Origin of the sequence: Halobellus rufus (genome assembly GCF_000739575.1) — an archaeon.
Classification (GTDB): Archaea; Halobacteriota; Halobacteria; order Halobacteriales; family Haloferacaceae; genus Haloquadratum; species Haloquadratum rufum.
On sequence record NZ_BBJO01000006.1, the window covers coordinates 41,362 to 54,245 of the forward strand.

The window sequence follows — 12,884 nt, forward strand, 5'->3', positions numbered from 1 at the left end:
GGGTTCTCACCCCGCGGCACGCCGTTCCGACGTCTGTTCCCGCTGAGCCGCCCTGAGCGCCAGCGCCAGCCCGGCGACGACGCAGCCACCGGCGACGCCGAACGCCGGGAGGTAGCCGACGCCGTCGGCGACCGCGCCCCCGACGACGCTCCCGAGGCCCCCGCCGAGGCTGCCGATGGCGGTGTACAGCCCGAGCGCTTCCGCGCGGGCCGACTCTGGCGCGAGTTCGGAAACGAGTCCGGTCGCGGTCACGGCGATGACGGCCCACGAGCCGCCGATCGCGAGGAACAGCGCGCCGACGACGAACAGGCCCGCGGGCGGTGCGACGGCCGCTCCGGCGACGGCGACCACCGGGAACGCTCCCGCGCGGAACAGCAGCGCGCCGGCCTGGAGCCGGAACGGGTCGTACGTCGCCGCCGCGCTCCCGGCGGCCGCGTACGTCGCCGCGGAGGCCGCCGAACTCGCGATGAACAGCCCGAACACCTCGTCGGTCGCGTAGCCCGCGTCGACGAGGTACGCCGGAAGCGGGCCGAAGAACGCCGAGAACCCGGCGAAGAAGACCGTCGCGGCGAAGAGATAGCGCAGCAGCCTCTCGGAGAAGCGCTCTCGGAGACCCGCCAAGATACCCTGGTCCCGGGTAGCGCCGCCGCGGGACCGCCGGGCCGTCAGTTCCCGGAACGCCCAGTACATCCGTCCGGGGCCGAACGGCACGGCACGCGTGGCCCGCGCCGCAGTGCCGTTGGGGACAGCGACCCGCCGAGCGAGCCGTCGGAACCGCCTTTCGGAGACGTCCGTCGGCTCGGGGTACCGGAGGACGACGACGGCGATCCCGCCGAGAGTGACGACGGCGCTGAGGACGAAGAACAATCGCTTCGAGGCCAGCGGCGACAGCGCGAACCGGCTCCCGACGACCGCCGACCACGCGCCGCCGGCGACGAGTCCGGCCAGCCAGCCGTACCCCTGCACGTGGTTCAGCCGGCCGAACCGCCGCGGCCACGCGGGCGGGGCGTGCCCCTCCACGACGATCACGTTCAACACGGGTGCGGCGGCGGCGACGACGAACCACAGCGCCGCGTTGGCCAGCAGCACCGTCCACGGCGAGGAGAGGAAGGGCAGCAGGACGAAGACGGCCGCCGAGAGCCCGAGCGCGACGAGGACGAACGGCCGCCGGCGTCGCGTCCGCGCCACCAGCCGCCCCCAGAGGATCGCTCCCGGAGCGCCCGCGAAGGCGGCCGTCGCGGCGACGAGGCTGACGACGAGCGCGCCCGCCCCGAGGTCGATCGCGTACAGCGGGACGAGAAGCGACGCGGCACCGACGGCGGCGTAGCCCATCGCCCACCCGTAGAGCCAGCCGTCCGTTCCGGGCGCGCCGCCGCCGTCGACGCCCCCGTCAGCGACCTCCGTCGGTGTCGGTTCCGCCGCGGTTGCGCCACCAGTTTCTCTCCCGCGTTCTCGCACGTCCGGCGGAACGGCGGGGCGACCTATAGTTGTTGGCGGTCGGCGCGGGCCGAACACAGACGGCGTCGCGGTCGGCCGGTAGTGCGGACGCCGCTCTGGACACACCCGGTCAGACCGACTCGGAACTCGCTGCCCGCTCGTCGTCGCCGTCGCGGTCGAACAAGAGGTCGTAGGCCGGGTGTTTGTCGAGCACCGCACCGCAGTTCCGACAACTCGTGTGGAGCGACCGGTCCGCGTTCCAGCGATCTGTCCGGCGCACGACCGCGCCCGCCCGGAGTTCGTAGCGACCGCCGGAGGTCGAGACGTGGTCGAACGCGCGGCTCGCACACTCCGGACACGGATCGCGCATATCCGTCCAATCGTCCCTGTCGACCGCGGTGATCGTGAACGACCGCCCGTCGGTCCTGACGCGAAATGATCGCTCCATCGTCCCGTCTGGTCCCGTCTTCAGATAAATACGTTCGGAGCCGCTCGCCGTTCAGCTCCGCCGGACCGTCCGGTACGCGCCCGCGGGCTGTTCGAGCGCCCACTCGTCGTCGAGCGCGGCCGCCTTGTCGTCGGTGCCGCGGTCGGTCACGAGGCCGACGTGGTACAGTTGGGCCTTGTACTGGAAGTGGAGGCCCGACTTGTACACCGAGGGGTCGTCGAGCGCCGTCGGATCGAGCGTCCCGTCGCTCCGCAGCACGGCGTCGCGCTCGCGCTCGGTGAAGAACACCTCGACGGCCAGCGGGCGGTTGATCTCGCAGGCGGCTTCCGCCACCGCCGGGAGCCTCGCCGGGCGGACGCCGTCGCGGTGGAGGTTCTCGAGCGCGTCGACGACGAGCGTCGTCGGCTCGTACTGCATCGTCACGCTCCGGGCGAGCTGCGCCCAGCGCGGGGCGAGTTCCGTGAACCGCTCTTGGCTGCCGGTCCACTCGTCGAACCGCGCCAGCGCCGCCTCGACGCTCCCGCACTCCGAGCGCGCGAAGCGGACGACTTCCCGCCCGAGGTGGGTGAGTCGGTCGACGCCGCGGGGGTCCACGAGTCCGAGGAGGACCGCTCCGCGGCGGCCGTCTCCGACGAGTCGGATGACGTGCTCGGCGTACGTCGCCTCCGTGTCCCCGTCGGCCGCGAGCGCCAGGGCGTAGCCGAGGTAGTTCTTCGGGTGATTGACCGGGAAGCTCCCGTCGGTCAGGCGGTGCGTTCGCGCCTGGAACCGGATCGCCTCCACGCCCGTCGAGAACTCGCCCGCCCCGGTCACCCGCGGCGGTTCGAGCACCGACGCGGCGTCGGCGCTCTCGACGCCGACGACGCCGACGTTCAACTCCCGGGCGAGCGAGCGCGACGTCTCGGTGACGCTCTCGGCGGGGACGGCCACGTAGCCGAGGTTCACCTCCGAGAGCCGCGAGTGCACCTGCTCGATGCCGCGGGCGACGTCGACGGCTCCGCCGTTCGCCCGGTGGCCCTTCGCTTCGACCGCGACGACGGGGCTCTCGGACACGTCCCCGTCCAACACCGTTCCGGACGGTAGCCCCACGCCGAGCAGGTCCGGTTCGCCCGAGGAGAGCCGGATCGAGTTGAAGGGTCTGAGTCGCTCGCGCACCTCCTCGGGAACCGACCACTCGCCCCACGAGTCGGCCGTGAACTGCGATTCGGTGACGACGTACTGGTCGGACCGGTCCGGGAGGTCGGGGTAGAGCGTCTCCTTCGCGGCGGCGAGCACCGCAGGCTCGGCGAGCGTCGTCATCGACCGGCCGTTCACCACGGGACGACTTAGCCGTTCGGTCGGATGCCCGGTCGGATCGGCCAGACCGCACCGCTCCGGTTCGAGGAGTGCGAGTCAATCGGGTGCCCCCGGACCCGAACAATCAAGACTGCACGCACTACAGGATACAGCAACTCGACCGATGCGCCAATATCTCGACCTCGTCACCGACGTCCTCGAAGAAGGGGGACACAAGCCGAATCGAACGGGCGTGGACACGATTTCGGCGTTCAGCCAGCACTACCGCGTCGACCTCTCGGAGGGCTTCCCGCTGCTGACGACGAAAGACCTCTCGGGGGCGCGCTGGAACTCGCTGATCCACGAGTTCGTCTGGTACCTCTCCGGCGAACAGCACATCCGAACGCTCCGCGAGGAGACCGGCATCTGGGACGCGTGGGCCGACGATGAGGGACACCTCGACACCGCCTACGGGCGCTTCTGGCGGCGCTTTCCGGTGCCCGAAGAGGGGCTTCCGGGCGAGTCGTGGCCGGCGGACGACCATCGCTGGATGAACGACGAGGGGACGTTCGACCAGATCGCCTACGCGCTGGACATGCTCCGGGAGAACCCCAACTCCCGGCGGATCGTCGTCAACGCGTGGCACCCCGCCAACGCCGCGGTCTCGACGCTCCCGCCGTGTCACTACACGTTCGTGCTCAACGTCCAGGGCGACCGGTTGAACGTCCACCTCCACCAGCGCTCCGGCGACGTCGCGCTCGGCATCCCGTTCAACATCGCGGCGTACTCGCTCCTGGCGACGGCGCTCGCTCAGCGGACCGGCTTCGAGGTCGGCGAGTTCGCCCACAGCGTCGTCGACGCCCACGTCTACTGCGGCGCTGGCGACCGCGGCGCGTGGTACGCCGACAACCTCGGCGAGTTGCAGTCCCGCCTCGCGGCCGTCGACGATCGGAGCCAGTACCGCGACGTCCGCGAGTGGCTCGTCGAGAGCGCGCCGCCGGAAGCCGACGGCGAGGAGCGATACGACCACGTCCCCGGACTGCTCGAACAGTGCGCCCGGGAGCCCCGCGAGCGCCCCTCGATCGACGTCGCCGACGTGCCGCTCGACGAACTCACTTACGACGACGTCGAACTGTCCGGGTACGACCCCGCGCCGGGGATCGAGTTCGCGGTGGCCGAGTGATGCGCGAATCCGCTCCGAACGCCGCCGACAGCGACGGAAGAACCGATACTGACGACAGCGCCCCCGACGCCGCCGACAGCGACAGCGGCACCGACGCCGACGTCGAACTCGCCTTGATCGCCGCGGTCGCGGAGAACCGCGTCATCGGTCGCGACGGGGGGATGCCGTGGCACTACAGCGAGGACCTGCGGTTCTTCAAACGAACGACGACGGGTCATCCGGTGATCGTCGGACGCAAGACCTACGAGGCGGTCGTCGAGGCTCTCAGAGAGCCGTTCCCCGGGCGAACGACGGTCGTGCTCACCTCGCAGTCGCTGGACCTCCCGGCGGGCGCTGTGCTGGCGAACTCCGTCGAGGAGGCGATCCAACGAGCGGCGGCCGACGCCGCCGAACGGGGGGTCGAGACGGCGTACGTCGCGGGCGGCGGGCGCGTCTACGAACAGTTCCTCCCCCGCGCGGATCGCCTGATTCTCACCGAGATCCACGGGAGCTACGACGGCGACACGCACTTCCCGGCGTGGGACGAGGACGAGTGGATCGAGATCGAGCGCGATCCACACGAGGAGTTCGACTTCGTCACCTACGAGCGGGTCGACTCCTGAGGGCAAGCAACGCAGCGACGGGTGAGACGGCAGCACGGCGAGCGAGACAACTTCGGTTTTACTCGCGAGTGTCGAACGTGGGACATATTTTTACGGTATGCCAACAAATCGCGCACCGTATGAGCGCGACGTTCGAGCTGTTCGAAGACAGTGCAGGACAGTATCGCTGGCGACTCGTTCACGCGAACGGCAACATCATCGCCGACAGCGGCGAGGGGTACGCCACGAAGCAGAAGGCGACGCAGGGGATCGACAGCGTCAAGCAGAACGCCGCGGAGGCCGACGTCGTCGAGGTAGACTCCTGATTCGGTCGGCAACTTGCCCCTCGCGCCGTCGAGTTCGCGCTCTGCAGAGCCGGTAAAATCCCGTGGCGGTGGTGGGTTTATCAGTCCACGGCCCCGAGTGAGGCAGATGAACCGAAACGACCAGCAGGCGTACGATCGGGGGACGTCGCTTTTCTCACCCGACGGACGCATCTATCAGGTCGAGTACGCTCGCGAGGCAGTCAATCGCGGGGCACCCAGCCTCGGGATCCGAACGGCGGACGGCGTCGTCCTCGCGGCCCTGCGTCGGACGGCGTCCTCGCTGATGGAGGGCGAGAGCATCGAGAAACTGCACAAACTCGACGACTTCCTCGGTGCGGCCTCCGCGGGCCACGTCGCCGACGCTCGACGGCTGATCGACGACGCTCGGACCGCGGCACAGCGCAATCGGCTTCGCTACGGGGAACCGCTCGGGGTCGAGACGCTCACCAAGACCCTCTCCGACGAGATTCAGGAGACGACGCAGTACGGCGGGACGCGTCCGTTCGGTGCCGCGCTGTTGATCGCCGGAATGGACGGCGATGGGTCCGATGCCCGCCCGCGACTCTACCAGACCGACCCGTCGGGCGCTCCCCAAGAGTGGCGAGCGGTCGCGATCGGATCCGGTCGCGACGACATTCAAGAGTTCCTCGAAGAGGAATGGTCCGATTCGCTCACGACCGACGAGGGCGTCGAAACCGCCGTTCGAGCGCTCTTGCGTACAGACGACGAACTCGACGCCGAGAACGTGACGATCGCGACGATCACGGCCGAGGGGTATCGAGACCTCCCCGAGGCCGAGATCGCAGACGTCGTCGATTCCTCTCAGGAGACTGCGACTGATGACGCTGACGACGACGAATAGCGGCGATCGGTTTTCCACGCTGTACGCTCGTTGTGTACGCCACACCACCGCACGGCGGGGGTAAAACGGAACCGTTTTACATATCCCGGCGATATCCAGAGATGTCGCACCGCTCCGTTGGTGTAGTCCGGCCAATCATCTTGCCCTCTCACGGCAAGGACCAGGGTTCGAATCCCTGACGGAGCACTCCTTTTTTCGACGCCGTCTCGGATTCCCGACAGTCCTTGAATCGACGGAATTCGACCTCCCGACCGACGAAGTGTGCTCTACTCCTGCTACCGCCTACGCAAATAGATTCCCTCGGCCGCGGTCGCACGACCTAAGTGAGTGCGGCGATGAGGCCTCGCGCACAATGGACGAAGCACTCGAAGTGGTCGACGTCGTCGCTGACTCGGGACTCGAGGGCGTCGTTACGTGGGCACTGCGCCTCGTCGGGTTGCTCGTACTCCTCGCGGGCCTCGGGCTGTGGCTCCTCACCGACCTGGGGCTCCTCTGGATCCCGGCCGTCCTGCTGGTCGTCGGCGTCGTGCTCTTGGCCGCGCCCAGCGTGCTCCTGTTGCTGGCGGAATTCGCGTGAATGCGTCCGGAACGACCTGTCAGTTCGATTGAGTGACGCAAACAACTGTCGTAGCCTCGCCGCTAGGGTTACACCGCTTCGTTCGTTCCGGTACCGTCGCCATCCCGTTCCCGGGCCTGTAAATCAAGGGATGGGTGGTCGGCGACGCCGTCTGAATCGCCTCCGCTCATCTCACGGATCGTCACGTCGCGCTTGGGGTACGGAATCTCGATTTCGGCGGCGTTCAGCGCCTTGTACAGCGCGCGGTTGAGTTCGTGTTGCGCACGGCGTCGACGCGTCGGCCCGTTCACCCAGCAGAGCAGTTCGTACTGGAGGGCCGAGTCTCCGAACGATCTGAATCGCGCCCGCGGCTTCGGCGAGTCCAACACCAGCGGTTCGGCCAGTGCAGTCTCGACTGCGAGTTCCTCGAAGGCGTCGATGTCGGTTCCGTAGGCGACGCCGATCGGAACCCGAACTCGTCGGCGACGTTGCGGTGCCGACTCGTTGGTCACTTTCGAGGCGTTGAGCGCCGCGTTCGGAACGGTCACCATCACCTCATCGCGGGTGAGCAACGTGGTCGAGCGGACGCCGACTTTGATGACCGTCCCGGCGGTGCCGTCGTCGAGGACGATGTAGTCCCCGAGTTTGTAGGTGTCGTCGAAGTACAGCGCGATGCCGCCGAAGAAGTTGGCCACGGTGTCTTTCGCCGCGAATCCGACGGCGATACCCGCGACACCGGCGGCACCGAGAAGCGGCGTGATCTCGATTCCCCACAGCCACAGCAACGTCCCGGCGCTGCCGACCAGCACGGCCAGCGTCCAGACGTTCGAGAAGACGGGGGCGAAGTCGAACCGGTTCCCTTCCGCGTTGACGGCGTCCACGAGCCGATTCACCACGTTGTTGGCCGCGTACGCCCAGACGAGGACGATGACAGACAGGGAGGGCCGGCCGAGGAGACCGTCGAGCGCCGCCGGCGTGAACAGGACAGACGATCGAACGGTCGGAACTTGGGTGAGTACGTAGACGCCGACGAGTGCAGCGGTGACCACGAGCGGCGCACGGACCGAGGCGACGACGATGTTGTCGTACTCCGTGTCCGTATTCGACACGTATCGGTAGGCTACCCGAAGAATCACGAACTCCATCGCGACGGCTGCGGCGACGGAAACGACCAACACGGCGACTGTCGATTCGAGCGCAGTGAACCCCTCGAATAGCCTGAGAAGCGAGGAAAGCATACCCTATCGTCGCGAGTGGCGGAGATAACCATTTCTCCGCACCGTCGACGCTGTTCCGGTCTCCCGGTAGCTGACATCTGAACTGTTCGGACTGGATCCCGGGCTTTTCGGCGAGGCACCAGAGCCTGGCTGGTTGTAGAATGAAATGAATTATAAGATGACATCAGAGAATACCTAGCACTCATATGGAACGCACAGCGGTCAGTTGCGCCCGCTGTCAGATCGAGCTTCCAGAGGCCCCTCACCGCTATCGCTTCGCAGAACATAGTCGACGCTACCTCGTCAAAACCCGGTGTCGTGAGATCCCAAAGGCTGCTGTCGCGTCTCTCTGTGGAAGTTGTTTCAGCCGGTTCAGTGCCCTGCGGAAGTATCGGAAACTGAGTAACAAAATCGGACCACTCGAATCGGATGCTGAGATCGATCAGGCTATCAAAAAAGAACTCGACGGGATTGATCTCGAGAACGTCGCCGATCCGAGCACTGAGTAGACACGCTTCCCGCTTCGCCCACGATCTGCATCTCGGATTTTTGGCTCTGTCGTTACCTAGGGCTCAGAAAAAGGTATTTTTTGGAATGGGGCCGGAGGGATTTGAACCCCCGATCGACTGATATCTCCGGTACGCGCCTCGGTACTCCAGAGGGTCGTCGTCGCGAACCGATGATCAGTCGGTCGCTCGGTATATCAGTCTGGAGTGTCGTCACCGGGCGCCAAGCCTCTGGAGTCAGTCGCCATGCCGGGCTTGGCCACGGCCCCTGTGTCTGCAACTGCTCGTATGCCGATACGGCATAAAGGAATTACGATCGGTCGACGGAATCCGATCTCGCCCAGCCGCCAGACCGGTCATCGGTCAGTGTCGGACCACGAACACTCCTGGCACTTGTACGCCGTCACGAACTCGGTCACGCTCGGCATATACCCCACCGAGAGGACGTTTTCGCCGCATTCGGGACAGTCCATCTCCGCGTCTTCTATCGGCTCCGCCTCCATCGGACGCTCGCCTTCGACGAGTTCGGCGAGCCGCTTGGGTGTCACCATCCGTCCTTCCACGACGCGATTGCTCATACCCCGTCGAAGACGCGGAGGATGGTAAATCCGTCGCGCACGTGGCGGTCTTCACAGACCGTTCAGAGCCACGGCGCTCGCGAGCCGTCCGAATCCGGGTAGCCGTAGCCGACGTCGCCGCCGGTTTCGTTGGACTCGCGCTCGTCTTCGGAGTCGTCACCGTCGCCGCCGTCGGTGACGGCCGCTCGGATCGACGAGAGCGCGTCACCCGCGACGTCGCGTTCCTCGACCTCCTGCAGTTGGTCTCGATCGGGGCCGTCGTCGACGTCGTCGACCGCCTCTGCCTCGTGGTCCAGTTCCGCGTCCGGGTCGTAGGCGAACAGCGCCGTCACGCCCAGTACGGCCAACGCGACGGGCGCTTCCGTCGGTAGCAGACCGAGCACGTCGACGGCAAGCATTCCCAGCGCGACCGAACTGCCGAAGCGGAAGCGGTCGATGTCGACGGCCCCGCGGAGGCTCGGTGCGAACGTCGCCACCGCGAGCGCGAAGGCGACGCCGGTTCCGGCAGCGGCGACCGCGCGGGCGACCGTCCCGAGGTTGGGATCGACCACGAGCGTCGCCCCGCCGAGTTCGAGACTTGCGATCAGGCCGAAGCCGATGATGATGCTCGGGGAGGGGAGATACTCGCCGACCTTCGCGGAGGCGGTCTTCGCGGCGACCGCGAGGATCACCAAGCCGGCGAACCGGTGGAAGACCTGGAAGTTCAGCACGCTCTTCAGCGTCTCCGCGAAGAGGGCCTCGAGCCCCGCGACGGGGAGCAACAGCGCGCCGAGGAGGAGGATCGACGTCACCTGCTCGCGGCGCGTGCCGTCCATCTCCGCGAGGATGACCGCGACCGTCGCCGACCCGCCGAAGATCAGCAGTCCGGTCTCGATGATGCCGAGCGGACTGCTGAGCGCGCCAGCGATGATGAGTGCCGGGAAGATCCCGTCGACGAGCGGGAGAGCCATCACCGTCGCCAGGAGTCGGGTCGCACCGCCCACCCGCTGCTCGAGGCGGAGCGCGACCGGATGCCGTGAGACGCTCATTCGCGACTAACGGCCGTCACCATCGGCCAGACGGCGATGCGGGCGCAAGCCCGGCGCGGACGCGCCGAGGGCCTGCGGGAGCACTCCGAGCGAATCGAGCGCGGGGAGCAGCCAATTTCCCCGTTTGAAGTTCTGCATCGCTGTAAATGTAAAAGTCGCATCGAATTCCGTGGTCTGCTGACCGGCGATGCGCGATGCAGAGGGACACTCGGAGTCCATACCTAATTGCTATCGTGACGGGATATTAAACGTTGTGTGGGACAGAGGGTCACGGGTCTGCGTCTCTCACACTAGAGTCGGCCAAAAATCGATTATTTCACGAAACAGATCCGGATAGGCGTCGAATCGCTCATTCACTCACGGGAGGGTGGCGAATATTGCGACATCTGAAAGTTCCGTGACGCCGCTGGTACACTCACGACGCTCCCGGCACCGACGGTGCCTAGCAGCCGCCGCGGAGATGTAGGCGATACTGTACACGCCTCTGTATATCTGAGTCGACTACGTGGCAACAATCTACACAGCGATGGTCTCTCGCAACGTTTTTGTCGGTAGACTGTGGACCGTTTATATGGCGAAAGACGGTTCCACACAGGGGTCCTTTTCGGAGAAACTTCGCGTACCAGAGGCGTTGACGTTCGACGACGTACTGCTTCGACCGATGGAAAGCCGGGTCGAACCCGACGCCGCAGACGTCTCGACGCACGTCTCGAAGAACGTCGAACTGAACATCCCCATCCTCTCGGCGGCGATGGACACCGTCACCGAGTCCGGGATGGCCATCGGGATGGCGAGAGAGGGCGGTCTGGGCGTGCTCCACCAGAATATGCCGCAGGAGCACCTCGTCGCCGAGATCGAGCGGGTCAAACGCGCCGACGAGCTGGTGATTCGACGGGAGAACGTCGTCACCGCCAGCCCGACGCAGACCGTCCGCGACGTCGACGAGATGATGGAGCGCGAGGGCGTCTCGGGCGCGCCGGTCGTCGACGACGACGACACCGTCCTCGGGATCATCTCCGCGACCGACGTGCGGCCGTACCTCGAGGTCGGCGAGACCGACGAGGTCCGCGAGGCGATGACCGACGAGGTCATCACCGCCGGCCGCGACGTCGGCGCTCGCGAGGCGCTCGAACTGATGTACGACCACAAGATCGAGCGCGTCCCGATCGTCGACGACGAGGACGGCCTCGTCGGCCTCGTCACGATGCAGGGGATCCTCCAGCGGCGCGAGCACGAGAACGCCGCTCGCGACGAGGACGGCCGCCTCCGCGTCGGCGTCGCCGTCGGGCCGTTCGACACCGAGCGCGCGCTCGCCGCGGACGAGGCCGGAGCCGACGTGCTGTTCATCGACTGCGCGCACGCGCACAACCTCAACGTGCTCGACAACGCCCGCGAGATCAAGTCCTCCGTCGAGGCCGACGTCGTCGTCGGCAACATCGGCACGCGAGAGGCGGCCGAGGCGGCCGTCGACTTCGCCGACGGGGTGAAAGTCGGCATCGGCCCCGGGTCGATCTGTACGACCCGCGTCGTCTCCGGCGCCGGGATGCCGCAGATCACCGCGGTCGCGCAGGTCGCCGACGTGGCCGCCCCCGAGGGCGTCCCCGTCATCGCCGACGGGGGCATCCGCTACTCCGGCGACGCGATCAAGGCGATCGCCGCCGGCGCGGACGCGGTGATGCTCGGCTCGTACTTCGCGGGGACCGACGAGGCACCCGGCCGCGTCATCACGATGAACGGCAAGAAGTACAAGCAGTACCGCGGGATGGGCTCGGTCGGCGCGATGAAGTCCGGCGGGGGCGAGCGGTACCTCAAGGACACCGACGAGGAAGAAGAGGACTTCGTCCCCGAAGGCGTCGAGGCGGCGACGCCGTACAAAGGGACGCTCGCCTCCGAACTGCACCAGCTCGTCGGCGGGATGCGCTCGGGGATGGGCTACGTCGGCGCGGAGACGATCCCCGGGTTCAAAGAGCGAGCCGAGTTCGTCCGCGTCTCCAGCGCCGGACAGACCGAGGGACACCCCCACGACGTGATGATCACCGACGAAGCGCCGAACTACAGCCCGGACGGCAACTGACGTTCCTCGGCGCGGAGAATCCGGGGGATCGACACGCCTCCGAACAGGTGGTAGTGGCGGCATAACACGGAGACGTCACAAGGGGTATCTTGATATGCCCCCGGGAGCCATTCCATCGTATCGGTGTTCTCGAACGCACCGCACACCTACCAATGAGCGCTGATCTGCCGATGGTGCTCGTCGTCGAAGACGAGCCGGACCTCGCCGACCTGTACGCAACGTGGTTGAGAGACGAGTATCGCGTCCGCGTCGCCTACGGCGGTCGCGAGGCGCTCGACGAACTCGACGACGAGGTCGACGTCGTCCTCCTCGACAGGCGGATGCCCGACCTCTCCGGCGACGAGGCCCTGACGGCGATCCGCGATCGCGGCTTCGGCTGCCGCGTCGCGATGGTCACCGCCGTCGAGCCCGATTTCGACATCGTCGAGATGGGATTCGACGATTACCTCGTGAAGCCGGTCTCGCGGGACTCGCTCAAGGAGACCGTCGAGAACCTGCTCCGCCGGAGCCGCTACGACGACGGGATCCAGGAGCTGTTCGCGCTCGCCTCGAAGAAAGCGCTCCTCGAATCCGAGAAGGACGCCGCCACCTTGGAGGCCCACGAGGAGTACCAGGAGCTGACCGAGCGCGTGCGGGAACTGCGGAGCGACCTCGACGAGACCCTCACGTCGTTCGACGAGGAGCACGACTTCACCGCGATGTATCGCGATCTCGGCGAAGAGACGGACTTCGAAGACGACAACTCCGAGTAGTTACAGGTCGCGCTCCCGGTTCGTTTTCACTGTCGAATTACGGTCGTCTTACCGAGTGGTG

At 66.8% G+C, this 12,884-nt stretch carries 14 protein-coding genes and 2 tRNA genes; 8 read left to right on the top strand and 8 right to left on the bottom strand.

Features of this window, described 5'->3' with window-relative positions; all coding sequences use genetic code 11:
• Nucleotides 1-6: 6 nt before the first annotated feature.
• From ACP99_RS04130 to ACP99_RS04140, 3 genes are all read right to left on the bottom strand, one after another.
• Nucleotides 7-1,458 (bottom strand): MFS transporter, encoded by a 1,452-nt coding sequence (locus tag ACP99_RS04130; RefSeq protein WP_231554206.1) that lies wholly within the window; start codon nucleotides 1,456-1,458, stop codon nucleotides 7-9.
• A gap of 109 nt (nucleotides 1,459-1,567) precedes the next feature.
• Nucleotides 1,568-1,885: a hypothetical protein gene (locus ACP99_RS04135; protein WP_049985388.1), complete on the bottom strand. Its 318-nt coding sequence runs from the start codon at nucleotides 1,883-1,885 to the stop codon at nucleotides 1,568-1,570.
• Between the two features lie 51 nt (nucleotides 1,886-1,936).
• Nucleotides 1,937-3,184 (bottom strand): hypothetical protein, encoded by a 1,248-nt coding sequence (locus tag ACP99_RS04140; RefSeq protein ID WP_049985436.1) that lies wholly within the window; start codon nucleotides 3,182-3,184, stop codon nucleotides 1,937-1,939.
• 160 nt (nucleotides 3,185-3,344) lie between these two features.
• On the opposite strand from ACP99_RS04140, the gene thyA reads away from it, so the two are divergent.
• From thyA to ACP99_RS04170, 6 genes are all read left to right on the top strand, one after another.
• Nucleotides 3,345-4,343 carry a thymidylate synthase gene (thyA, locus tag ACP99_RS04145; RefSeq protein WP_049985389.1) on the top strand — a complete coding sequence of 333 codons (999 nt, stop codon included), beginning with the start codon at nucleotides 3,345-3,347 and terminating at the stop codon, nucleotides 4,341-4,343.
• Entirely contained in the window at nucleotides 4,343-4,945 is a 603-nt protein-coding gene (locus ACP99_RS04150; RefSeq protein WP_081927116.1) for a dihydrofolate reductase, read from the top strand. The genes thyA and ACP99_RS04150 overlap by 1 nt, the downstream gene beginning before the upstream one ends.
• A 119-nt stretch (nucleotides 4,946-5,064) precedes the next feature.
• Nucleotides 5,065-5,250: an HVO_2922 family protein gene (locus tag ACP99_RS04155; RefSeq protein WP_049985390.1), complete on the top strand. Its 186-nt coding sequence runs from the start codon at nucleotides 5,065-5,067 to the stop codon at nucleotides 5,248-5,250.
• Nucleotides 5,251-5,356: 106 nt separating this feature from the next.
• A complete protein-coding gene (locus tag ACP99_RS04160) occupies nucleotides 5,357-6,112 on the top strand; it encodes an archaeal proteasome endopeptidase complex subunit alpha (protein ID WP_049985391.1) in 756 nt (251 codons plus the stop codon).
• Between the two features lie 111 nt (nucleotides 6,113-6,223).
• Nucleotides 6,224-6,298 (top strand) — tRNA-Glu (locus tag ACP99_RS04165).
• Nucleotides 6,299-6,464: 166 nt separating this feature from the next.
• Nucleotides 6,465-6,689 (top strand): hypothetical protein, encoded by a 225-nt coding sequence (locus tag ACP99_RS04170; RefSeq protein ID WP_049985392.1) that lies wholly within the window; start codon nucleotides 6,465-6,467, stop codon nucleotides 6,687-6,689.
• A gap of 68 nt (nucleotides 6,690-6,757) precedes the next feature.
• Here ACP99_RS04170 and ACP99_RS04175 read toward each other — a convergent pair whose 3' ends face one another.
• The 5 genes from ACP99_RS04175 to ACP99_RS04195 all read right to left on the bottom strand — a co-directional run bounded on the left by ACP99_RS04175 (nucleotide 6,758) and on the right by ACP99_RS04195 (nucleotide 10,216).
• The gene (locus tag ACP99_RS04175) at nucleotides 6,758-7,906 is read right to left on the bottom strand and encodes a mechanosensitive ion channel family protein (RefSeq protein WP_081927118.1); all 1,149 of its coding nucleotides are present in this window, start codon (nucleotides 7,904-7,906) and stop codon (nucleotides 6,758-6,760) included.
• A 574-nt stretch (nucleotides 7,907-8,480) separates the two neighbouring features.
• Nucleotides 8,481-8,660: transfer RNA gene (locus ACP99_RS19825), tRNA-Trp, on the bottom strand.
• An 87-nt stretch (nucleotides 8,661-8,747) separates the two neighbouring features.
• Complete coding sequence (locus ACP99_RS04185) at nucleotides 8,748-8,969, bottom strand: DUF5795 family protein (protein ID WP_049985393.1); 222 nt, start codon at nucleotides 8,967-8,969, stop codon at nucleotides 8,748-8,750.
• 62 nt (nucleotides 8,970-9,031) lie between these two features.
• On the bottom strand, nucleotides 9,032-9,997 hold the full coding sequence (locus ACP99_RS04190; RefSeq protein WP_049985394.1) for a DUF5794 domain-containing protein: 966 nt from the start codon (nucleotides 9,995-9,997) through the stop codon (nucleotides 9,032-9,034).
• A 6-nt stretch (nucleotides 9,998-10,003) separates the two neighbouring features.
• Nucleotides 10,004-10,216, bottom strand: coding sequence for a hypothetical protein (locus ACP99_RS04195; RefSeq protein WP_049985395.1), 213 nt, complete (start codon nucleotides 10,214-10,216; stop codon nucleotides 10,004-10,006).
• Nucleotides 10,217-10,568: 352 nt separating this feature from the next.
• On the opposite strand from ACP99_RS04195, the gene guaB reads away from it, so the two are divergent.
• Both guaB and ACP99_RS04205 read left to right on the top strand, forming a co-directional pair.
• The gene (gene guaB, locus ACP99_RS04200) at nucleotides 10,569-12,071 is read left to right on the top strand and encodes an IMP dehydrogenase (protein WP_049985396.1); all 1,503 of its coding nucleotides are present in this window, start codon (nucleotides 10,569-10,571) and stop codon (nucleotides 12,069-12,071) included.
• 152 nt (nucleotides 12,072-12,223) lie between these two features.
• A complete protein-coding gene (locus ACP99_RS04205; RefSeq protein WP_049985397.1) occupies nucleotides 12,224-12,823 on the top strand; it encodes a response regulator transcription factor in 600 nt (199 codons plus the stop codon).
• Nucleotides 12,824-12,884: the final 61 nt, after the last annotated feature.

Excerpts from the sequence above, each read along its gene's own strand:
- ACP99_RS04185 (WP_049985393.1), bottom strand. The coding sequence starts at position 8,969 with ATGAGCAATCGCGTCGTGGAAGGACGGATGGTGACACCCAAGCGGCTC.
- ACP99_RS04160 (WP_049985391.1), top strand. The coding sequence starts at position 5,357 with ATGAACCGAAACGACCAGCAGGCGTACGATCGGGGGACGTCGCTTTTC.
- ACP99_RS04155 (WP_049985390.1), top strand. The coding sequence starts at position 5,065 with ATGAGCGCGACGTTCGAGCTGTTCGAAGACAGTGCAGGACAGTATCGC.
- ACP99_RS04150 (WP_081927116.1), top strand. The coding sequence starts at position 4,343 with ATGCGCGAATCCGCTCCGAACGCCGCCGACAGCGACGGAAGAACCGAT.
- ACP99_RS04190 (WP_049985394.1), bottom strand. The coding sequence starts at position 9,997 with ATGAGCGTCTCACGGCATCCGGTCGCGCTCCGCCTCGAGCAGCGGGTG.
- ACP99_RS04195 (WP_049985395.1), bottom strand. The coding sequence starts at position 10,216 with ATGGACTCCGAGTGTCCCTCTGCATCGCGCATCGCCGGTCAGCAGACC.
- ACP99_RS04135 (WP_049985388.1), bottom strand. The coding sequence starts at position 1,885 with ATGGAGCGATCATTTCGCGTCAGGACCGACGGGCGGTCGTTCACGATC.
- thyA (WP_049985389.1), top strand. The coding sequence starts at position 3,345 with ATGCGCCAATATCTCGACCTCGTCACCGACGTCCTCGAAGAAGGGGGA.
- guaB (WP_049985396.1), top strand. The coding sequence starts at position 10,569 with ATGGCGAAAGACGGTTCCACACAGGGGTCCTTTTCGGAGAAACTTCGC.
- ACP99_RS04170 (WP_049985392.1), top strand. The coding sequence starts at position 6,465 with ATGGACGAAGCACTCGAAGTGGTCGACGTCGTCGCTGACTCGGGACTC.
- ACP99_RS04205 (WP_049985397.1), top strand. The coding sequence starts at position 12,224 with ATGAGCGCTGATCTGCCGATGGTGCTCGTCGTCGAAGACGAGCCGGAC.
- ACP99_RS04175 (WP_081927118.1), bottom strand. The coding sequence starts at position 7,906 with ATGCTTTCCTCGCTTCTCAGGCTATTCGAGGGGTTCACTGCGCTCGAA.
- ACP99_RS04140 (WP_049985436.1), bottom strand. The coding sequence starts at position 3,184 with ATGACGACGCTCGCCGAGCCTGCGGTGCTCGCCGCCGCGAAGGAGACG.